The organism is Bacillus sp. UMB0728, from assembly GCF_002858875.1.
GTDB classification, from domain to species: domain Bacteria; phylum Bacillota; class Bacilli; order Bacillales; family Cytobacillaceae; genus Bacillus_AB; species Bacillus_AB infantis.
In genome coordinates, this window is the sequence record NZ_PKLA01000002.1 from 587,517 (window position 1) to 609,858 (window position 22,342).

Annotated in this window: 18 protein-coding genes; 14 read left to right on the forward strand and 4 right to left on the reverse strand. The window is 46.7% G+C overall.

Features of this window, described 5'->3' with window-relative positions; genetic code table 11:
- The first annotated feature begins 85 nt into the window (after positions 1-85).
- The 11 genes from CYJ37_RS08650 to CYJ37_RS28000 all read left to right on the forward strand — a co-directional run bounded on the left by CYJ37_RS08650 (position 86) and on the right by CYJ37_RS28000 (position 11,871).
- Complete coding sequence (locus CYJ37_RS08650; protein WP_101549133.1) at positions 86-1,255, forward strand: alpha amylase family protein; 1,170 nt, start codon at positions 86-88, stop codon at positions 1,253-1,255.
- The gene (locus CYJ37_RS08655; RefSeq protein WP_101549134.1) at positions 1,252-2,847 is read left to right on the forward strand and encodes a DUF4127 family protein; all 1,596 of its coding nucleotides are present in this window, start codon (positions 1,252-1,254) and stop codon (positions 2,845-2,847) included. Before CYJ37_RS08650 ends, CYJ37_RS08655 begins: the two co-directional genes overlap by 4 nt.
- Positions 2,844-4,442, forward strand: coding sequence for a beta-N-acetylhexosaminidase (gene nagZ / locus CYJ37_RS08660; protein WP_101549136.1), 1,599 nt, complete (start codon positions 2,844-2,846; stop codon positions 4,440-4,442). Before CYJ37_RS08655 ends, nagZ begins: the two co-directional genes overlap by 4 nt.
- Positions 4,443-4,462: 20 nt before the next feature.
- On the forward strand, positions 4,463-5,395 hold the full coding sequence (locus CYJ37_RS08665) for an ROK family protein (protein WP_101549137.1): 933 nt from the start codon (positions 4,463-4,465) through the stop codon (positions 5,393-5,395).
- A gap of 651 nt (positions 5,396-6,046) precedes the next feature.
- The gene (locus CYJ37_RS08675) at positions 6,047-6,676 is read left to right on the forward strand and encodes an SGNH/GDSL hydrolase family protein (protein ID WP_101549139.1); all 630 of its coding nucleotides are present in this window, start codon (positions 6,047-6,049) and stop codon (positions 6,674-6,676) included.
- A gap of 626 nt (positions 6,677-7,302) precedes the next feature.
- Positions 7,303-8,565 (forward strand): cytosine permease, encoded by a 1,263-nt coding sequence (gene codB / locus CYJ37_RS08680; RefSeq protein ID WP_101549141.1) that lies wholly within the window; start codon positions 7,303-7,305, stop codon positions 8,563-8,565.
- Positions 8,566-8,568: 3 nt separating this feature from the next.
- On the forward strand, positions 8,569-9,837 hold the full coding sequence (locus CYJ37_RS08685; RefSeq protein WP_101549685.1) for a cytosine deaminase: 1,269 nt from the start codon (positions 8,569-8,571) through the stop codon (positions 9,835-9,837).
- Between the two features lie 175 nt (positions 9,838-10,012).
- Positions 10,013-10,447, forward strand: a complete 435-nt coding sequence (locus CYJ37_RS08690; RefSeq protein ID WP_101549143.1) for a VanZ family protein — start codon at positions 10,013-10,015, stop codon at positions 10,445-10,447.
- Between the two features lie 161 nt (positions 10,448-10,608).
- Positions 10,609-10,935, forward strand: a complete 327-nt coding sequence (locus CYJ37_RS08695; protein ID WP_101549145.1) for a phosphoribosyltransferase — start codon at positions 10,609-10,611, stop codon at positions 10,933-10,935.
- Between the two features lie 4 nt (positions 10,936-10,939).
- Positions 10,940-11,308: a hypothetical protein gene (locus CYJ37_RS08700; RefSeq protein ID WP_101549147.1), complete on the forward strand. Its 369-nt coding sequence runs from the start codon at positions 10,940-10,942 to the stop codon at positions 11,306-11,308.
- 296 nt (positions 11,309-11,604) lie between these two features.
- On the forward strand, positions 11,605-11,871 hold the full coding sequence (locus tag CYJ37_RS28000; protein WP_009792881.1) for a LysM peptidoglycan-binding domain-containing protein: 267 nt from the start codon (positions 11,605-11,607) through the stop codon (positions 11,869-11,871).
- Between the two features lie 56 nt (positions 11,872-11,927).
- Here the strand turns inward: CYJ37_RS28000 and CYJ37_RS08710 are convergent, their stop codons facing one another.
- A complete protein-coding gene (locus CYJ37_RS08710; RefSeq protein WP_101549149.1) occupies positions 11,928-13,139 on the reverse strand; it encodes a M14 family zinc carboxypeptidase in 1,212 nt (403 codons plus the stop codon).
- Positions 13,140-13,462: 323 nt separating this feature from the next.
- Here CYJ37_RS08710 and CYJ37_RS08715 point away from each other — a divergent pair, with 323 nt between their 5' ends.
- The 3 genes from CYJ37_RS08715 (at position 13,463) to CYJ37_RS08725 (ending at position 19,920) form a co-directional block, all read left to right on the forward strand.
- Complete coding sequence (locus CYJ37_RS08715; RefSeq protein ID WP_101549151.1) at positions 13,463-13,663, forward strand: helix-turn-helix transcriptional regulator; 201 nt, start codon at positions 13,463-13,465, stop codon at positions 13,661-13,663.
- A gap of 1 nt (position 13,664) precedes the next feature.
- Positions 13,665-13,964 carry a hypothetical protein gene (locus tag CYJ37_RS08720; RefSeq protein WP_101549153.1) on the forward strand — a complete coding sequence of 100 codons (300 nt, stop codon included), beginning with the start codon at positions 13,665-13,667 and terminating at the stop codon, positions 13,962-13,964.
- A 391-nt stretch (positions 13,965-14,355) separates the two neighbouring features.
- Complete coding sequence (locus CYJ37_RS08725; protein WP_257964201.1) at positions 14,356-19,920, forward strand: pullulanase; 5,565 nt, start codon at positions 14,356-14,358, stop codon at positions 19,918-19,920.
- A gap of 100 nt (positions 19,921-20,020) precedes the next feature.
- Here CYJ37_RS08725 and CYJ37_RS27115 read toward each other — a convergent pair whose 3' ends face one another.
- The 3 genes from CYJ37_RS27115 to CYJ37_RS08735 form a co-directional block, all read right to left on the reverse strand.
- Complete coding sequence (locus CYJ37_RS27115; protein ID WP_180827286.1) at positions 20,021-20,167, reverse strand: hypothetical protein; 147 nt, start codon at positions 20,165-20,167, stop codon at positions 20,021-20,023.
- Between the two features lie 243 nt (positions 20,168-20,410).
- Positions 20,411-21,730: a DUF4179 domain-containing protein gene (locus tag CYJ37_RS08730; protein ID WP_101549155.1), complete on the reverse strand. Its 1,320-nt coding sequence runs from the start codon at positions 21,728-21,730 to the stop codon at positions 20,411-20,413.
- Positions 21,720-22,262 (reverse strand): sigma-70 family RNA polymerase sigma factor, encoded by a 543-nt coding sequence (locus CYJ37_RS08735; protein ID WP_101549157.1) that lies wholly within the window; start codon positions 22,260-22,262, stop codon positions 21,720-21,722. The genes CYJ37_RS08730 and CYJ37_RS08735 overlap by 11 nt, the downstream gene beginning before the upstream one ends.
- Between the last annotated feature and the right edge of the window lie 80 nt (positions 22,263-22,342).

The following is a 22,342-nucleotide window of genomic DNA, read 5'->3' on the forward strand; positions in this document are numbered from 1 at the left end:
GAGAATGGTTAAAGCGGGATCAAATAGGAATGGCGCCTGAGGAGGCGCCATTTCTCACTTAAGGGAAAGGAGTTGTTATGGCTTCATGAAAGAGGCAAAGGTTCTGTGGGTAGACTTTCTGGCCAATGGCACGGGACTCCATATAGAAGAAAAGCGGAATGAGTACATAGATAAGGCCAAAAAGGCTGGATTTACCCATATTGTTGTAGATGCAAAGATTCCTTACGGATATGTTACTTATCAAAGTAAAATAGCTCCGCATGCCGGAGAATGGGAGAGGTTTTCCTGCTGGCAGGGGCTTGATTTTGTGGCAGTGATGCTTGAAGCGATTAAAGAGCAGGGGTTAAAGGCAATATTGAAGGCGGATATTTTTGCGGAAGGCAGGATCGGAGCGCCTGCTCTGCCCCATTTACAGGAAGATTGGCAAGTGATTTATCTGGGGGAGGGAAGAGATGGCCGGCCGGCCTTTACGAAGGCGGAGGATTGGACTGAAAATGCAGTTTTCGTTAATCCCGTTATGCCTGATGTAAGACAATATGAGCTTTCCATCATCCGCGAACTGGGAGAAAATTATGAGTTTGACGCCTTCATTCTTGACCGGTGCCGTTATCCGAATGTAAAAGCCGATTACAGCCCGCTTAGCAGGAGGGAGTTTGAAAAGTACAGCAGTCTTTCTATAAAAAATTGGCCTTATGATGTGGCTGAGGGAGGCCCCTTTTTTAAAAAATGGCTTGCCTGGAGGGCATCGGTCATCAGCAGCTTTATAAAGGAAGCGAAAGCAGAAGTGAAGAAAGCGGGCAGCAGCAGGGATTTTGGTGTGTATGTCGGCTCGTGGTATCCGGAGTTTTTTCAGGAAGGTGTCAATTGGGGCAGCAAGGAGTTCAGTCCTGGCTATGATTGGATGGATGCGGATTACAGTGAGACAGGATACGCTGAAGAGCTCGATTTTTTAATGACTGGCTGCTACTGCTTTCATGTAACAAAACAGGAAGCTGCAGCTGCAGGTCTGAGAGAATGGGAGAGTGTTGAAGGGGCAATCGAGATCAGCAAGGCGGCTGTGATGAACAAACCTGCCTACCTGCCATCCCTATTCCTCAAGGATTATGAAGGAAATGAACAGCAGTTTCAAAAGGCATTGGAGATGTGCACCAAGAACGGAGAAAGCCTGATGATTTTTGATAGCATCTATCTAGAGCAGTACGGCTGGTGGGGTTTATTGAAAGAACACAACTTGAGCAGAGGAGGATCCTTATGAAAAAGGTCGTATACCTTCCACTTGATGAGAGGCCCTGCAACCTGAAATATCCGCAGGACCTGGCGGCAATGACAGACTTGAAGATTGTTGTTCCGGACCAGCCGCTGCTTGGCGATATGAAGAGGCCGGCTGATGTGCCTCTCCTTCATAAATGGCTGAGGGAGGAAGCAAAATCTGCAGATTATCTCATTGTTTCCATTGATATGCTGATCTATGGAGGCATTGTCCCTTCCCGGCTGCATCACCTTTCCATAGATGAATGCCAGGAACGGCTCGAGGTGCTGAGAACAGTTCAGGACGAAAATCCACATATAAAAATTTATGCCTATAATCTGATCATGCGTGTCCCTGCCTACAGCAGCAGCGAGGAGGAGCCCGACTATTACGAGCACTACGGCGAGCAGATCTGCCGCCTTGGCCGCCTGTCCGATAAAAGAGATCAGGGGCTGGCTGGCAAGGAGGAGCTAGCTGAGTTGCTGAATATCGAAAGCAGGCTCCCGGAGGAAGTGAAGGAGGATTATTTTGAACGGAGAAAAACCAATTTCAGTCTGACTTCACATGTGCTGCAGATGGTTGAGGAAGAGATAATCGATTATTTCATCATCCCGCTGGATGATAATTCGGAATATGGCTTCACTGCCAAAGAACAGCGGCAGCATATGCTTGAAATCGACCGGCTCAATCTAATGGACCGGACGGCAATATACCCGGGAGCCGATGAAATTGCCTGCACCCTTTTTGCGAGAGTGTTCTGCGAAATCCAGCAGTATAGACCTGAGATTGCGCTCAGATTTTCTTCTGCCAACGGACCGTACATTATCCCACGATACGAGGACCGCACCCTGATGGAAAGCATCAAATCCCATATCACTGCGGCAGGCGGCATCATCACAGGAAATGAAAAGGATAATGATTTCCTGCTGATGGTCCATTCCCCGGCTGCCGGGGCAGAGCATATGGCAGAATCAAGCCATGAGCTTAGCAGCAGGCACCGCTCCTATTTCTCAGAGGTGAATATCCGGGAATTCATCCAGGCAATGAAGCATTATATCGGAAAAGGCAAGCAGGTAGCATTAGCGGATGTGGCCATATGCAATGGCGGGGACCATTCCCTTCTTCAGCAGCTTTTTAAACAGTCTATCCTTCACAGCCTCCTGGCATATGCCGGCTGGAATACGAATGGCAATACTATGGGGACGGTCATTTCACATGCCGTCATCGCATCGTATTACCAGCAGGAGGATAAGGAGACACCTGCTGCCTTTAATAAGGCCAGCCGTTCTTTCTTTTATTCCCGCCTTGTGGAAGACTGGGGCTACCAGTCGATTGTGCGGAAGCATATTTCCTATCAGGTTCTGCCGCAGATGGGACTGACTCCCCGGAATCTTGGCGGCCAGGTCAGTGAAGTGACAGATATGGCCTCAGAAAAACTCCATCAATTTACTAATACTTATCTCGCGGATATTCCGGAAGGTAAAGTCATACTGGGCGGTGTCTATCTTCCATGGAGAAGAATGTTTGAAGTCGGCTTTACACTGAACCTGGAAGAAGTGCCGGGCAGACATGAGGATGTATTGGAGGGAAAGGCATGAATCATAACTGGTCTCTGAAAGAGAAGATTGGACAGATGTTCATCATCGCATTTGCTGGGGAAGAAATGAATCCAGAGCTGGAAAGAGCCATTGCGGAATTGAATGTTGGAGGAGTCATCCTTTTTCAGCGTAATTTAAAAGACGCCGGTAAGGTAAGGCAGCTGAACAAGGACATCCAGCGTATCGCCAGAATGCACAACCGGCCGCCCCTCTGGATTTCCATCGACCAGGAGGGCGGAGGGATAGCTTACTTATGGGAAGGGATGGCCATCTCTCCCGGAAATATGCTGATCGGTGCTGCCGGTAATGCTGAAAATGCGTATGATGCCTCATATTTAATGGGGATTCAATTAATAAAGCTTGGGTTCAATATGAATTTTGCCCCGGATATTGATATTAATAATAATCCCAAAAACCCTGTCATCGGAGCCCGTTCTTTCGGTGAGTCGGCAGAGATGGTGAGCAGGTTTGGCCAAAAAAGCATAGAAGGCTATCATGCTGCAGGAATGCTTGCGGTTGGGAAGCATTTTCCGGGACATGGGGATACCGAATTTGATTCACACCTCAGCCTTCCGAAGGTTGATAAAAACCTTGAAGAGCTGGAGCGGTTTGAGCTGCTGCCGTTCATCGAGAATATCCACTCAGGCATGGAAGCCATTATGACTGCCCATATCGTCTATCCGAAGCTCGACCCGGACCATCCGGCAACACTCAGTCCTTTCTTTTTCCAAAAGCTCTTGCGTGAAAAGTATAAGTTTGAAGGCCTGATTCTGACGGATTCCATGGAGATGCATGCTATCTCCAAGTTTTTCGGCAGGGAAGCGGGAACAGTAATGGCCGTTCAGGCAGGTGCCGATGTGATTCTTGCCTGCGGCAGGGACGTGGCAGCCCAGCAGCTTATGATCGAAGCGGTTGAGCAGGCTGTTGCTAACGGACAACTCAGTGAAGAGACGATAGATTCGGCGGTTGGGAGGATAAGTGCTTTTAAACAGAAGTGGATAAAGAGCAATGAGCCTGCAGAAGAAGATATGCCAGAAGTTTATGGAAAAAACTACCATGACCGGATGGAGCAAATTGCTCTGGAAGGCATCACCCTCCTTTTTGACAGGAAAGGATTATTGCCTCTTCCATCAGAAGCGTCAGTTAAAATTATCAGCCAAAAAACCTATAATGATGAAAATTATGTCGGAGACCGGAAAGCGGTTGTCCATCAAGTATTCAATGGGGGCAGGTACGAAACCTATTATATTAATGGTGCCAATCCTACCCTGGAGGAAATTGAAGAGCTGGCTGGCAGCATTAAAGAGGAAGATTATGTGCTTCTTTTAATCAATGAGCGAAGAACCTTGGATGAAGATTGGGTGAGCCTCTATGAGGAAATCAATAGAATCACAGGCAAAATTGTACTCGTCTCTTTATGGAACCCGCAGATCATATCGGCATTTCCAGCAGATGCCGCATCCTATATTGCTGCCTATAGCAACACAAGCCACACGATCTCTGCTCTAAAGAAGCTGGTTGAAGGAAGAGCTGAATTCAGGGGGAAGCTGCCTGTCACAATCCCGCCTTTTGCAGAGGAACCGACCAGAAATTGAATCGACCGGAGGGAAGAAAGATGCTTCATAACATCGGCATTGATATCGGCGGGACAAAAATTGCAGCCGGCATTGTGGATTCCGGTGGCAATATAATATATCAAAACAGGATGCTGACACCTAAAGCAGGCAGAAGTGAAATCATAGATTCATTGAAAACGATAATTAAAGAAATGCAGGAGCAAGCAAGGATAAAGGGTTTAACCTTGGCGAAAGTCGGAATCGGAACAGCTGGCCAGGTGGACTTCTCGCGCGGAATGATTCTGTCTGGGACCGCCAATATCAAAGAGTGGGGAAACATCCCCCTTGCCGGGATCATATCAGAGTTTGCGGGGCTGCCGGTTTATATTGATAACGATGTTAATGCTTTATGCCTTGCTGAGCAGCAGTTCGGCTCTGCCAAAGGCTTCCGTGAAGTGGTTTGTCTTGCCCTGGGTACCGGTGTTGGCGGTGCTGTCATCACAAATGGAAGCATGATGCGGGGAGCCTGGGGCGGGGCTGCAGAGCTTGGCCACATCACGATTGATATGAACGGCAAAGAGTGCAACTGCGGCATGAAGGGCTGTTTGGAAACCTATGCTTCCGGTACCTGGATTGCCCGAAGGATGATAGATTTAATTGAAAAGAAGAAACTGCACCAGGACTATCCTGCTGAAGTAACCGGGGAGGAAGTATTCCGACTGTACCAAAAAGGAGATCCCCTCGCTGAAGAGACGGTCAGCATTATGATCATGGGGCTTTCCTATGGGCTGGTCAATCTTATACATACCTTCAACCCGCAGGTCATCGTACTGGGCGGAGGAGTTATGTCAGGCGGCCAATGGATCATTGACCAGCTGAAGATAGAATTGCAGAGGATTGGCCTTCAGTCACTGATACGAGATACAGAAATCAGGCTGTCCGGGCTTGATAGCCGGAGCGGGATTGTTGGGGCAGCTTTGCTGGGGGAGTAGGGGGACAGGGTTTCTGTTCTGGACTCGATTCAGGGAGGAGCAGCCGGAGTAGATATGGGCCGAAACATTTTCCAATCCCAGCATCCAGAAGAAATGGTGCAGGCTGTGAGCAAAGTGGTGCATGAAGGGTTGAGGGGTATGAGTATTATCAGTCGCTGATAGGTTAGAGCGGGGTTATATCTCGCCTGGTACAATGTCTTGGTAATAAATGTGATTTTTATGGCGTGGCTAGAGAAGTTGGTAGAATAAATAGCCGAGTTGGTAGAATAATTCGAGAAGTCGGTAGAAAAACCAGATGAGTTGGTAGAATAACAGTAAAAGTCGGTAGAACCGCACTGGATACAGGTAGAATCCTATATGAATCCATCTCAATTAATGAGAAATGCCCCTCACACATTTTAGAGGGGCATTTTTTATGCTTTTTCAACTTTTAGTATTCATCGGCAAGACAATATGTCTCTTTCCACACCATTTTGCAGGGCAGCAGTTCATTTCTCAGCAGGTGATGACTTCGTTTTTTCCCTAATCAGATAGATAGAGGGGCAGTAGCCATTTTGGTTGGACAAGCAGCCTGTAATCTTGTCCTGTCAGCAGGAATCCCCAGGATGTTGATCTAATATATAAAGAATCAAACTAAAGCAGGTGAAGCATATGAAATCAAAGAAACTGTTATTTATCGGCGACAGCATCACAGATCATGGCAGAAGAGAGGATCCTGAACAGATTGGATTCGGTTATGTAAGGAACCTCCGCGACTACTATTTGACCTCTTTTCCTGAAAAGGAGTTAGAGTTTATCAACAGAGGTGTGAGCGGCAACCGTATTATTGATCTTGCCGACCGCTGGAAGGCGGATGTTATTGATATTCAGCCGGATCTTGTGTCCATTTCAATTGGCATTAACGATGTATGGCGGCAGCTGGACAGTCCGGGGATTGTGCAGATTGATCCTGGCAGGTTCAAGGAGGTATATCAGGATCTGCTGACACAGGTGAAGGAGGAGACTGAAGCTCAAATCGTGCTCATGGAGCCGACTGTCATAGAGGAGGATGTTCATTCGGAAGGCAATAGGCTGCTGATTCCATATGTTGAGGCAGTGCATGAACTGGCTGAGCAGTTCAACGCAGCGGTTGTAACGGAGCATAAGGCATTTATCCAGTACCTTGAATCAGGGGGAAGTCTTAAGCTGACGACAGATGGAGTGCATATGACTTCGGCGGGGGATATGCTGATGGCGCGGACTTGGGTTATGGGAGCAGGTTCTTTGTCTGTCTTTAACTGATATTGCTTTGGTTCGCAGAATGAAGGCATTTTTGGCGGAGTCAGGATGTGCTTGTTTCCATTAATTGTATTTTATGTAGAATAACGCTGATTTTATGTAGAATCATTGGAAAAATAGGTAGAATAATTAAGAATTTAGGTAGAATAATAGAAAATTTATGTAGAATCATATACGTTTCGGAGCTCTATTAAGGAAAAATGTCCCTTTTACATACAGTAGAAGGGCATTTTTCATGATATACCATACTCAAATACGGTCCAGCAGGACATTATCTCCCGAGCCAGCCTCCTTCTGCCGAGCTGACACCCAATTTTCCGAGGAAAACCCACAAAATCGTAAAACACACATCTTCCCTCCACCCACCTATTTGACATCTCCCTATTTTTCTGCAATAATAATAACCAATTAAATACTGGTACCTTTAATTCAGTCCCGTGAGGCTGGCAAGGACAGCGGAAATTATGAGAATCATTGGGTGAGGTGTATCCTGCCCGCTGGTTTTTCATGAGGAAAAAGGCTTCTTGTCGGAAACGGCGAGAAGCCTTTTTTCGTTTCCAACTTCTTATCCATCGAAGGCTCCTTCGGTACCAGTTTCAACATTATTGAAACTTATAGGAGGAATGGAAATGAAAAAGGTAGATGTGGATTTTTCACTGAGTGAGGTTCCGCAGAAACACCGGAGCGGATTCTGGAGAATGCTTGTGGTGATGCTGGGGCTGACGTTTTTCTCGGCAAGCATGTGGTCAGGAGGGACGCTTGGCTCAGGGCTGACTTTTATGCAGTTTATCGGCATCGTCCTGGCTGGGAACTTGATTCTTGGCGCTTATACTGGAGCGCTTGCCTATATCGCGGCCAAGACCGGCTTATCGACCCATCTGCTGACGCGCTATGCATTTGGTGAAAAAGGTTCATATCTTTCTTCATTCTTACTGGCAGCGACCCAGGTTGGCTGGTTCGGCGTTGGTGTGGCGATGTTTGCTCTTCCTGTCCAGAAGGTGACAGGGCTTGATGCGTATCTGCTGATTGGAATTGCCGGTATCCTTATGACGGCAACAGCATTTTTCGGAATGAAAGCCTTGGCGATCTTGAGCTTTATCGCGGTACCGCTTATTACGATCCTCGGCAGCTTTTCAGTGTTCAAGGCTACAGAAACGGTTGGAGGGCTTGAAGGCCTTATGCAGTATCAGCCTACAGAAGCAATCGGGCTTGCTGCGGCATTGACGATCTGTGTGGGTTCTTTTATCAGTGCTGGAACGCTTACGCCTGACTTTGCCCGCTTCGCCCACACAAAGCGGTCAGCAGTCATTACGACTGTAATTGCCTTCTTTATCGGAAATTCACTCATGTTCATCTTCGGTGCTATCGGCGCAATCGCAACTGGCCAATCAGATATTTCCGAAGTGATGTTCATTCAAAAATTGATCCTCCCGGCCATCCTTGTGCTGGGGCTTAATATCTGGACAACTAATGACAATGCACTGTATGCATCCGGACTCGGTTTCTCAAGCATCACGAAAATCTCAAAAAGCAAGGTTGTCATTTTTAACGGAATCGTCGGAACTATCCTGGCAATGTGGCTTTACAATAACTTCGTCGGATGGCTGACCATCCTTGGGGCAGCTCTGCCGCCTGTTGGCGCCATCATTCTGGCGGACTATTTTATCATCAACAGAGGCAAGTATAAGAAATTTGAGCAAATGACATTCAAAGCTGTCAACTGGCCGGCCATGATCGCTTGGGGAGCGGGTGTGCTTGCTGCGAATTTCATCCCGGGAATTCCTCCGGTCAATGCACTGCTTGGGGCGGCGATCACATTCGTTGTCATCACCAAGATTGCAGCTCTCACGGCAAACACAGGCACGATAACAGAAATGGAAAAGGTGAGCTAAATGATGTTAATTAAAAATGCGAAGCTTAGAGGCAAGGATGGGCTTTGGAATATAACAGTAAGAGACGAAAAGATTGCGGAATTGTCGCAGGGGGATGTATCAGATTGGCAAGGTGAGGAGCTTGATGTAAAAAGGGCGCTTGTTTCTGCCCCGTTCATTGAACCGCATATCCATCTGGATACAACGCTCACAGCAGGAGAGCCTGAATGGAATCAGAGCGGCACACTGTTCGAGGGCATCCAGAGATGGGCACAGCGCAAGGAAACTTTGACACATGAGGATGTAAAGGAGCGGGCTAAAAAAGCGCTCAAATGGCAGATCGCACAGGGAATCCAGCATGTCCGCACACATGTGGATGTGACGGATCCAACCCTGACGGCGCTGAAGGCGCTTTTAGAAGTAAAAGAAGAAATGGCTTCACATGTTGATCTGCAGCTGGTCGCTTTTCCGCAGGAGGGAATCCTTTCTTATCCAAGCGGGGCAGAGCTGATGGAAGAAGCGCTGAAAATGGGTGCAGACGTGGTCGGCGGCATCCCGCACTTTGAGTTTACGAGAGAATATGGCGTATCTTCTATGAAAATTGCATTCGACCTCGCGGAAAAATATGACCGCCTTGTAGACATTCACTGCGACGAAATCGATGATGAGCAGTCACGGTTTGTTGAGGTGGTGGCAGCGGAAGCATATGAGCGCGGGTTCGGCAGCAAAGTGACGGCCAGCCATACAACGGCGATGGGCTCCTATAATGATGCTTATGCCTACAAGCTCTTCAGGCTGCTGAAGATGTCGGAAATAAACTTTGTGGCTAACCCCCTTGTGAATATCCATCTTCAGGGCCGTTTTGATACGTATCCAAAACGGAGGGGCATCACCAGAGTGAAGGAGCTTCTTGAAGCAGGAATGAATGTGAGCTTCGGCCATGATGATATCTTTGATCCGTGGTATCCGCTTGGTACAGGCAATATGCTTCAGGTTCTCCACATGGGCATCCACGTATCCCAGCTCATGGGCTACGAAGAAATTGTCCGTTCCTTTGACTTGATTACTAATAACAGCGCCAAGACGCTTCATATCGAAGACAGCTACGGAATAGAAGCTGGAAAACCGGCCAGCTTCATTGTCCTAGACGCTGAAAATGAATACGAAGCCATCCGCAAGCAGGCAGCCGTCCTTTACTCTATCCGAAACGGCAGGATCATTGCGCAGACAAGCCCAAGGCAGACTTCTATTCTGCTGGGGGAGCAAAGAGAAACTATAAATTTTAGCAAATGATCTAAGAGAGGGGGCAGCGGCGGCTGCCCCTTCTTGATATTCCGTGTCAGGCACCGCCAAAAGACACTTCCCCCATATTTGTCCACGAGCGGTGCCTGACACGGGGATCTACGCTGTATAGTTTATTTCCTCATGGCCGAGACTGTTCTTAAAGAAACTAAGGCGGTGCGCTATTTTGAGGATTCTCTTTGTGGTTATGATGAGTGTCTTTAAATTCGTTTGTACTTGTTCGAGCAATTTTGCTGATTTAAGAGATTCAGGAGAAGTTCATTTTAAATGGCAGGGGAACCCTTCGTTTGAAGAACTGCTGCTGCCTTGGCCATCCGGTGCTGATAAGAATTTTGCTTACCAGAAGGCTGGGCATGCTCTTGCCTTTTTCATGTTGACTGGCGGGCTGCTGAGCCTCTTCCCCCAAGCATATTCAGCTATCATTGCAGCCATATATGCGCTGGCAACAGAATTCCTGCAGCTATACTTTTTGAGGAGCGGGCTGCTTCTGGATGTGATGGTGGACTGCGGAGGCATCTCCCTTGCACTGCTTATCTATAGTTTAATAAAGTCTGCTGCCGGCCAAAGCAGGCAGCAAAAAAGTATGAGCCAGAACAAATAAAGGTTTCTAAGTAACCGGCGCACAGCTCCCCCAAAAGGAATCAATCAAATCTTGCCATTTACCCTTCCTCTTTTTTTATAATATAATGACACAGGCAAAGTTTTTAGATGCATTCTATCAGCTTTCCTGGTTTTTGGATCTTTCAAATAGAGGTTAGATAAATGAAAAATATATATCTTGATTATAATCAGATTTCCCTATCGCTCGATTCTCTGGCGGACGAGATAAGGGGGGAGGGCTTTGACGGGCTCGTGATTATTTTGCGGGGCGGCTCTTTTCCTGGCTTTCACCTGGCTTTCCTGACAGGGCTGCCTTATTATTTTTTGACATATGACCGCAACAGCGAGTCGCCAGAGTGGAAAGGGCATGCCCCCAGCCTAAAGAAAGCCCTCCTAGTTGAAGATTTTGCGGGAATGGGGAATACGCTGATCAACAGTAAAGAGTTTTTAATCCAACAAGGAATTGAAGTACAAACACTGGTTATCTGAGGATTTGAAATCCGCTTCAGTGCCTGACTTTTTCTGCTTTGAAACTAAGGAAGAAAATGCCCGCTTCATTTTGCCGTGGGAAAGATTCAGGCTTAATCCAGCGGAAAGCAGCGTTTCTAGATCAGAAAATATCGCCGATCATCAATTTGAGAGAACCCTTTGGGATGAACAGCTCTATTCCTTTGTCCGCGAAGGCGATGGGATTGCGGCAGGTCATATTGATAAAGGGAAAATGGCGATTTCACTCGGCTTTACCCATGTGGTGACAGTGAATGTTGAAGAGGCCATTCTAATATCCTCTCAATATCCTGAACTCAGGGTAGCATGGTGGGACGGTGAGAGAAGATTTATGATACAGTCTAAGGCGGTATAAGGAAGGGGGACAGGTACTTGTTCCTCTTTTTTTGCTAAAAGATACTATCATCTTCTGATTTTCCCAAGCAGGAATTGCTATAAAGAACGTTAGGCCAACTCCTGTTGCGAGTAAATTACGCAATAAAGAACCTCGTATTCTTAAATTAGATCAGCCTTTAAATAAACACCCCATAAGCCCTAAGTTATCATAACAAGATTTCCGTAAGTTTTCCCAAGGTCAACCCTATTGTTGCCGCTTCCAATATTTGATAGTTTTGAAAGGAAGAACCGAAACTATATTAGGAGGAGATTTCTATGAAAAAGCTTGGGAAAATTGTATTAGCGTCTGCTATGTCTTTAGGGATTCTGGGGGGATTCGGCACTGTAGGCACTTCCACTGCTGAAGCCGCGCCTCCAGGCTGCTTTGGCCCGGTCTATTATTATGTGAAGTCAGGAGACACTCTTTCTGAAATTGCCGCTAAGTATGGGGTGACGGCTTCCTATCTTGCATCCTTAAATAATATTTCGGATCCGAATAAGATTTATGTGGGCCAGCGTTTAATGACATATAACTGTAACTAATAGAATTAAAAACCTCCATCCTGCCGGGGATCCAGGATGGAGGCTTTTTTAATCCTTTACAGACCTGGCTCATAAGCGGTCTTCGGAATCTCGTTATACTCATTAGCATCCAGATTCTCCACCGAGCCGTCCGCAACTCCTTCAATAATAGCATTCAAGCCGGTTTCAACCGCCTTCACAAGCTGTCCCTTTTTCTTTTGTCCCAGTGTATGGGACTGGCCCCTGACCTCGAATAGGACCGTGCCGCTTCCGTTAAGGGCGAAGCTTCCCAATGCAGTGCCTGGAAGGTCCAGGTTCTGCTGATAGAGGGTGATGTTATTGAACGGCGAGCTGCCGATTGATTGAAGGGCATTATAAGCTGCTAAGTTCAGCTGCTTTGAATACTCAACATTATATTGATCTGCATATTCCGCATATTTGGCTCCCGCAGATGTATTTGGATCAGGCACAAACTCGCCTGACAAGGACATCGTGACGATGTCGTCCGTTCCTTCTACATAGTATTGTCCTTGATGATGAAGATCAACGAAGACATCAACCTTCCCAAACTCGGCCTTTAATGCTTTATACACATCCCTTACCGTTTGGGATTCCGGTGTTATGTACCAGCCGGGTTCGCTTGACCTGCCAGGGAAATCTCCGGCCTGCGGTACGTAATCCAAGTCAGGGTTGAAGTCGCGGTTCACATCAAACCCGGGCTGTCCGGTGTAATTTCGCTCCTGGATTGTGCCTGAGGCATAATAATTCCATGCTGGCTTTGCGGCTGCTGCAAGCTGAGGGAAATCCTGCACAGCTTCCTCCCAGGACATATCATTTCCGCGGCGGTCAAGCTCAGAAGCGTCAGGGTTGATTTTTGGCAGCACCACTAAAGTGACATTTTCACGGATCTGCCTCGCTTCCGGTGAATTGCTGGATCCAAGATGCTGAAGGATTTTTAACAGTGCCTCTGTGCCTGTCTTTTCATTGCCGTGAATTTCGCTTTCAATCAGTACCACTTTTTCCCCTGTACCAACTCGTGCCTGGTAAATGTCCCGTCCCTGATTGGATTGGCCGACAACCGATAACGACACTTTGCCCTGGCTGCTCTTCTCAATCTGCTGGAGCTTGTTTACCATTTCGGCATAGTCAGTAAATCCAGCCACAGAGCTGGCCTCATACTGTCCTGCTTTGCCGCTGTCAGGAGATGGGGCCGCAATAGCTGTGCCTCCAGCCCCCGCACATAAAACAACTGCTGTACTGAATCCTGCAATCCATTTGTTTACCTTCATCCTGTCACTCTCCTTCGCTTTTCTTACAAAGACTATTGTAAATCGACAAGCCGCCGTCACCTTGTCGAAATATGAACTACGCACAGGTCTAGTTTTGTAGGAATGAAATGAAGAGTGTCGAATATTTCGCATTTCGAAATAATTGAATAGTTCGTCCTATCAGGTGTATAGAAAGATCATGTCCATTGTCACCCATTCTCAGATTAAGCATGACTATGAATCTATATATGTAATTAATTCCATACTTTTTGTAAAAAATACTTTACATTATGTAAGAAATATATTACCATTCACTCAATGGCTTACCTAAAGGGCGGATGAAAATGCTTGATAATAAAATCTCTGTGTACAGAGCGGAAAAGAAAATGACGCAGCAGGAGCTGGCAGATGCAGTCGGGGTCAGCCGGCAGACAATCCTCTCCATTGAAAAAAACAGATACAATCCCTCTCTGATATTGGCCATTAAGATTGCAAAGGTGTTAGACAAACCAATCATGGACGTTTTTGATTACAAGGAGGAATAAGATGTTTTCAATGCTCAATGTTTCGATTGTCGTACTTGTTGTCTGTGTCATTGTGTCGGAGGCCTATAAGGCCAGGTTTGAGAAAGACAGTGAATCCAAGGATGAGAGGGGACAGGTGATCCAGCTGAAGGTCATGTCCCTTTCCTACAAGCTCCTGAACGCCGGTGTCATGCTGGGATTCTTTCTCTCCGCCATCACAAAAATCATGCACCAGGATTATTTTATCTTCTATATACTGCTGATCTTCCTGCTGCAAAGCGTCGTTTCTGCAGCATACTTATTCCAATTGAGAAGACAGTAGAAGGGATGAGGGGACAGCCCCCTTGTTCCTTTTTTATTTGCGTTAATGGGCCAAGGGGTCTGACCCCCCGGCTCATTTTTTGTTTTGGGCCAAGGGACCTGACCCCCCGGCCCACCCGGCCGCATTATAGGACTTTGTTCCGTTGTAAGGGATTGCCGGTTATTGTAAAATTTTCTTATCAATCCTGCAAGCGCTTGCACAATTGTTCCTTCGCTGGTACCAACATCATTCTTTCTTCAGCATCCTTTTAAAACAATATCGTCTCTGTCCAACTGTGCAACTTTGTGCAAACGCTTTCGCAACCCGCGCTGCAGGGCTATCTCCGACAGAAAGGAGGCACCCCCGAACAAAGTTTATCCTATCCAACCAACCAAAAGGAGGAAAGCAATTCATGCAAAAAAACCGACGCCCACTGTCCATCTTCCTGTCGGCCATTATGCTATTAAGCCTGTGGCTGCCATTTATGCCGGCACGTGCGGCAGCAGCTGAAACAGAAGCATCCGACACCCCTGAAGCGGCACAAACCTCTGAACGGCAGGTCCGTTTTACTTATACCCGCGATGACAAGACATATGACGGCTGGAATATCTGGGCCTGGAACACAGGCGTGAAGGATGACCAGATTAATTTTGAATCCTATGAAAACGGGGTTGCGACCGTCAATATTGCTGTTGCCCCTGAAACAAAGCAGTTCGGCTTTGTGCTCCGTAGCACAGAGGACTGGGATACTGCGGAAAAGGAATTTGGCGACCGCTTCATTCCTGTGAACAAAAATGACAGTTTGACAAAAGCATACATCACGAGCGGTGTGGAAAAGATCCGGATTGTCCCGGACGGATCAGCGCCTGTTATCAACAAAGGCAATGCCACTTTTTATTACCGCGATAAAGAGCTTTTTGCCAATGACAGCATGAATTCTATTGAAAAAGTTGAACTCAAGTTCAACGGTGAAACACAAGAGATGGTGTATGAGCCGGAAAACGAGCGATTCATGCTTACATACGAAAATATCCCGAACGGGAAGCATGAGTACTCTTATCTTGTTACCAAAGACGGCAAGACAACAGAGGTCACAGATCCTTATAACACCAAGGACGGTATCTCTGCCATCGACTTTCAGCAGGCTGACTTGACAGTATCTGCTTCAACCAGTCCAGCAGCCATCGATTATAGCCAAAATGCTGTCCTGAGTGTGGATATAGCAGGACAGACTGACGAGGTGAAGATTACTAAAATTCTCGCTGATACTTCCTCATTGGGAGGTCCTGATCAGCTGGAAATCGACCCTTCACTCGGCAAAATCACCATTGCTGCAGATGACAGCACTACCGCAGGTGTGAAAAAGATTCCTGTTACAGCAGTAGATTCTTATGGCAATGAATATAGCGGGAATGCCGAGATTGAAATCAAAACACGGCAATCTGCCGGCGAAGCTGATTTCGACTGGGATGAGTCAGTCATCTACTTTATGCTGACAGACCGTTTCTTTGACGGCAATTCCTCCAATAATGATCCATACGGACTGAATTATGACGAGTCCCGCGGCGCCTACCAGGGCGGGGATTTCAAAGGGGTAACAGAAAAGCTGGACTACCTTGATGAGCTTGGCGTCAATACGATCTGGATCTCTCCGGTCGTGGAAAATATTCAATATGATGTCCGTGACAGTGAGGCCGATGGCGAGCCATACTATGCCTACCACGGCTACTGGGCGGAAAATTTCAGCAAGCTGAATCCTCATTTCGGCACAATGGAGGACTTCCATACCCTCATCGACGAAGCCCATGAGCGCGGCATTAAAATCATGGTGGATGTTGTATTGAACCATACCGGATACGGCCTCAAAGAGCTGGATGCCGGCAAAGAAAACCCTCCGCCAGGCTACCCGGATGATGAAGACCGGAGCCGCTTCAAGGATATCGTCCGCCAGGGTAATGTGGGCAGCGATGAAGTGGCTGGCGAGCTGTCCAGCCTGCCGGATATTAAAACAGAGGATCCTGCTGTCCGAAAGCAGATCATCGACTGGCAGACAGACTGGATTGAAAAAGCAACAACGGCAAACGGCAATACAATCGATTATTTCCGTGTGGATACCGTCAAGCATGTGGAGGACGCCACCTGGATGAGCTTCAAGAATGCGCTCACTGAAAAAATGCCGAAATTCAAAATGATCGGGGAAGCATGGGGTGCAGCACCTGGCAATGATTTTGGCTACCTCGAGTCCGGAATGATGGATTCCCTGCTGGACTTCGGCTTCAAAGAAACAGCCCGCAATTTTGTAAACGGCAAGCTGAAGGCCGCCAATGATGCCCTTGCTGCCCGGAATGCAAAAGTGGATAACACCGCAACACTGGGCCAGTTTTTAAGCAGCCATGACGAGGACGGTTTCCTGCATTCACTCGGCGGTGATAAGGGCAAAATGAAGGTAGCAGCCTCCCTGCAGGCAACGGCAAAAGGCCAGCCTGTCATCTATTACGGAGAAGAGCTTGGACAGACAGGCGCCAACAACTATCCTCAGTATGACAACCGCTACGATTTTGCATGGGATAGAGTGGAAGATAATGACATGCTCGAGCATTATAAAAAGATCCTTAACTTCAGGAAGGACCATTCCAAGGTTTTTGCCAAAGGTGACCGTACAGTGACTGGCGGCTCTGACAAGGAGCAATTCCTGCTGTTTGCCCGCAGCTATGGGGAGCAGACCGTGTATGCCGGCCTAAACACAGCGGATAAGGCAAAAACCATTAAGTTGGCTGTTGATTCAAAAACAGCCACAGTAACAGACCATTATTCTGATCAAAACTATCAAACTACCGAAGCTGGAGAAGTTATTCTGACAATCCCGGCCAACTCAGATGGCGGCACTGTCCTGCTGACCGTGGATACCGGCAGCATCACAGGAGCATCGCTTCAAAGCGGGGAAGAGGGCGAGGAACCTGAAATCGAGCCGATTCCTGAGAACTCTGTCCGCATCCACTATAACCGTGCCGACGGCAGCTATGAAAACTACGGGGCATGGCTCTGGAATGACGTGAAGTCCCCGTCAGCCAATTGGCCGGTCGGTGCTACTATGTTTGAAAAGAAAGACAGCTATGGTGCCTATATTGATGTACCCCTTGCTGAAGGAGCCAAAAATATCGGCTTCCTTATCATGGATGTGTCCAAAGGGGATGCAGGCAAGGACGGCGGAGATAAGAGCTTCACTATTTCCTCGCCGGAGATGAATGAAATCTGGATAGAGCAGGGATCTGATCAGGTGTTTACCTATGAACCTGTCGATCTTCCAGAAAACACAGTCCGCATCCATTATACCCGTGAGAACCGGGATTATGATGACTTTGGACTATGGCACTGGGGCGATTCAGCAGCTCCTTCAGAAAACTGGCCTGCTGGCGCAGCTGATTTTACCGGAACAGACCGGTACGGGGCGTATGCTGACATCGAACTGAAGGAAGATGGCAAGGAACTGGGCTTCCTTATCGTGAACGAAAGCAATGGGGAAAAGGATGCCGGTGACAAGACCTTCAGCCTGCTGGATAAATATAATCAGCTTTGGATCAAGCAGGGAGACGATCTGGTCTATATTTCACCATATGGAGACGTGGCATCAGGGATGACCACTGCAGAAGTCATCTCAGAAGATACGATTCTATTGAATTTTACCATGACAGAAGGATTGACTGCAGACGGATTGAAAGCCGGCTTGTCCATCAAGGATAAGGACGGTAAAGAAATACCCATTACAAGTGCAAAGATTACAGGTGATAAAACGGCTGAAGTTAAAGCAGTATTCGAACTTGAGAAACTGCCGCTTTCCGTCTCCTATTCCGGCCGCACAGTTTCTGCTTCATCAGGCTGGCGGATGCTTGATAAGCTGTACAGCTATGATGGCGATGATCTTGGAGCTACCTACAAAAAAGGCGGAGCGGTGCTGAAGCTATGGGCGCCGACAGCAAGCAAGGTTACGGCCAATTTCTATGATAAAAAAGACGCTAGCAAGCTGATCGGCAGTTTTGATCTCAAGCTTGGTGAAAAAGGCGTCTGGTCAAAAGAAATCAAGCCATCGAACCTTCGGGTAAAGGACTTGAAAGGCTATTACTACCAATATGAAGTGACCAATAACGGAGTAACGAAAAAGGTGCTTGATCCTTATGCGAAGTCGATGGCTGCTTTTACCGTTAACACGAAAGGGGAAGCCGGACCAGACGGCGATGATGTTGGAAAAGCGGCGATCATCGACCTGAAGGGAACAGACCCGAAACATTTTGATCATGCAAAAATCAAAGGGTATGAAAAGCGCGAGGATGCCATTATCTATGAAGTCCATGTCCGTGATTTCACTTCCGATCCTTCCATCAAAGGCGATCTGGATGCGAGATGGGGCTCTTACGAAGCATTCATCGACAAGCTTGACTATATTAAGTCAATGGGTGTGACGCACGTCCAGCTCCTGCCTGTCATGGCCTGGTATTTTGGCGATGAGACGAAAATGGGCGAGAGGGAAATGACATATTCAGCAGGAGGGAACGAGTATAACTGGGGCTATGATCCGCACAGCTATTTCTCGCCTGACGGAGCGTACTCGGAAAATCCTGAAGACGCGGAGCTGCGTGTGAAGGAACTGAAGAAACTAATCGACGCAATTCACGATGCCGGCATGGGTGTTGTCCTTGACGTTGTTTATACCCATATGGCCAAAGCAAGCACGCTCAATGATATTGTGCCAAACTATTATGCTTTCCAGGATGCCAAAGGCAATTTCCTTGGAGGGTTCGGCAATAACCTGGCAACAAGCCATACAATGGCTGAAAAGCTGATGGTAGATTCAGTGAAATACTGGTTTGACGAATACAAGATTGATGGCATGCGCTTCGATATGATGGGGGATGCAACTTATCCGTCCATTCAGAATGCTTATGATGCAGCTGCCGAAATCAATCCGGATGCCCTGTTCATTGGCGAAGGCTGGCGGACATTTGCAGGTCATCTTGCCGACCCGGCACTTGAAGGAATGGGAGCAGATCAGGATTGGATGGATAAGACTGATGATGTCGGTGTATTTTCGGATGAAATCCGCAATGAGCTGAAATCCGGATTCGGTTCGGAAGGGGAGCCGAGATTCATCACAGGCGGTGCCCGTGATCTGGGTGTTATTTTCAATAATATCAAAGGTCAGCCATCCAACACTGCAGATGATGATCCAGGCGACATGGTCCAGTATATTGCCGCACACGATAATCTGCCGCTGTATGATGTAATCGCCCAGTCTATTAAAAAAGACCCGGCCATCCCGGAAAATAATCTGGAAATCCATAAGCGGATCCGCCTCGGCAACTCGCTGATCCTGACCTCGCAGGGAACTGCCTTCCTGCATGCCGGCCAGGAATACGGCCGGACAAAGCAATGGCTCGCTGAAGGAGTGCCGGAGCAGAAATACCATGAGCTGACAGATGAAAATGGGGTTCCGTTTGGATACTTTATCCATGATTCTTATGATTCATCTGATGCGATCAACAAGTTCGACTGGCAGAAAGCCACGAACAGCAGAGAATACAAGGTGAACAACGTTACAAGGGAATACACAGAAGGGCTGATAAAGCTGAGAAGGTCAACAAACGCCTTCCGCCTCGGCGATAAAGAGCTCGTAGATAAAAATGTCTCTCTGCTGAAATTCCCGGAAATGAAGGATCAGGATCTGCTGATAGCTTACAAAAATGTGTCCACAGACAAAACAGGCAGCTATTATGTCTTCGTCAATGCGGACAGCAAAGCCCGCAGCCTGACGCTTGGGAATCTGGATCTATCGAAAGGCAAGGTGCTGGCCGATAACGACGAAGCGGGCACAAAGCCGGTCAAGAAGGAATCAGGATTTTCTCTTAAGAAAAACAAACTCACCATCGAACCTTTAACAACCCTCATCATTAAAGTAGATGAAAAGAAGAAGGGGAGAAAATAAAACTCATAAAAAACGGGGGGACAGTGAATCTGTCTCCCTGTTTTCATAAAAAAACACCCATCAGGGTGCTGAAAGATTCTCATTCATTTTGTATTAGCTCCTACCTGATAACCAATCCGCGCCTCTTCTTTAAAGGAATGCTGTAGCAATCATCACAAACTCCATCATTATCAATAAACTCCGTGTAATCAGCAATTTCAGATTTGCATGCAGAGCAAATCCATTTTTCTGCGGCAGCCTGCTCCATATGATCATCTCCTTTTTTGTCATTATTCGGCAAAAGGAGGAAGTTTCCTGCTGATAAATGTATGTTTTTTGAATATTTAGTTACTTATTGGCGTATAAGCGCAGGAGGAGACATTCGTATCACTGTTAGGTTTATTATAAATATTTAGTATCAATGCCGTCGCTTGTTAATAGCATTTTTTTTTTACAGCAAGAATACCATCTGACAAAAAGAGCCAGCCAATATGGCTGAAGCTCTCTATAACTATTTAACATCCACTTCTAATGTAAGGCCATCGAGTTTTTTAATATTGGATTTAAAGATACTCACGATTAATTCATCCAGGGAGTCATTTGTTTTAAACCGGGCAAGGATATAGCCTTGCTCATCACTGGTATAATTGTCTAACCGTTCAATCTCGGCATTTTCTCCTTTTTTCTTTAATGATAGATGGCTGCGTGTAAGGCTTGGCGGTCCGTCCGCTTTGTATTTTATCCAGGTTTCCCCCTGTTTTTGCTGTATATCCGTAATTGTGATTCCGCCATATTTATCTTGGGGCAGAGAAAAAGGCAGTTCTTGTTTAAGCGGGCTATCCAATACTTCATGATAGTCTGCATCCTCGATATAAGGCTGGATGGATAACGATTCAGGCAGTTTGCTCATTGGCTCGTAATATAGCCTGTATTTTTCAATATACTCGCCTGTAATATCGTCTCCGGAAGTACCTCCCATAGTCATGAATGGAAGGATATTTCCTTTGTTATCCTTCACTTCAAAAATGAATCTATCCAGATGACCCATGACTTCCTCTTTTAATCCAGGTGTGGCCATATTTACTTTTAGAAAGGTGGAGCTTTGGGATAATGCAGCTTTTTCAAGAGTAACTGTCCATTCCTCATTGCTGGCAGTATCTGTTGGCCGCAGCTCAAGGGCATCAACTGCTTTCTCAATTGGAAATTCAAAGTTCCACTCTCCTTTTTGTTCTCCAACAGAGAATAATTGAACCCCAAGTTCAAATTGATCTGGCCAATCCTCGGAAGGATGAATCTGATGCAGGTAACGGGGCCCATTGTCTATACTGCGGGCACCCCCTGAGTAATTATAAGAATTATCTCCATTTACTGTTAATCTGTCGTAAAAGTATGGACGCTCCATCGGTACATTGTTCTTTTTTGCCGAATAGATCAAAGCGATGCGGTCTCCATCATACAAGGCCTCATGAATGGTGACTGCAATGCCATTATCTTCAACGGTCTGGTTTATCTCCTGGAATTTCCCTTCATTATGCAGATTCTGCAGCCCTGCATCTCCCAATGGATTATGCACTGCTTCGTCCCTGTCCGCGATGGTGGAGCTTAGAGGCTTCTCTGGATGAATATTGATAGAAGAGTTGGAACTGATAATAAGAATAGTCGCAATAAGAGGCAGCGCAGCCAGTGTTAGGGCCGGAATAAGCTTTATTCTTTTAGGCTTTTGCTGTTTTTCCATCTTAAGGAATACGCCTTTTTTATCACTTTCAGAAAACTGCAGGCCATCTCCATATTGATTGATGAACTCCTGTTTTAAAGATGATTTATTCTTCATTAAAATATTCCTCCTTTAGAGTCGGGCGCAGCTTATCCTTGGCTCTGCGGATTCTGGTTTTAACAGTATCTAATGGAACCGATAATATTTCTGCTATCTCTTTTGACTCCAGTTCGTGGATGAACCGCAGGATCAGAACTTCCCGGTACTTTTTTGGCAGGCTCATGATGTGGTCGACGATGCCCTGGTCGTTTAGCTTTCTCAGCGTGATAGTTTCTGGTGTTTGCTCTGTTGCCTGCTCCTTTGTATCATCTGTCAGAAAAATCTTCCGGATATAGTACGATTTCAAGTAATCTTTGCATTGATTGACAGTAATCCGGTATAGCCAGGTCTTCAAAGACGACCTTTTCTCAAAACCTTTTATGTGCATAAAGCATTTCAAAAATACAGTCTGAACAATATCCTTAGAGGCTTCTATATCCTTTACATAGGAAAAGGCCAGGATGGTTAAATCTGTTCCAAACTCTTCCATGATATCGTCGAGTAAGATATCGGCATTTTCATTTTCTATGTTGATGGCATTTCCCAACATACCTTCCCCCCTCTCATAATAATTAGACGAATGGCAAAAAAACGGGGGTTCAAACCCTGTATTCATTTTACTATAATTGG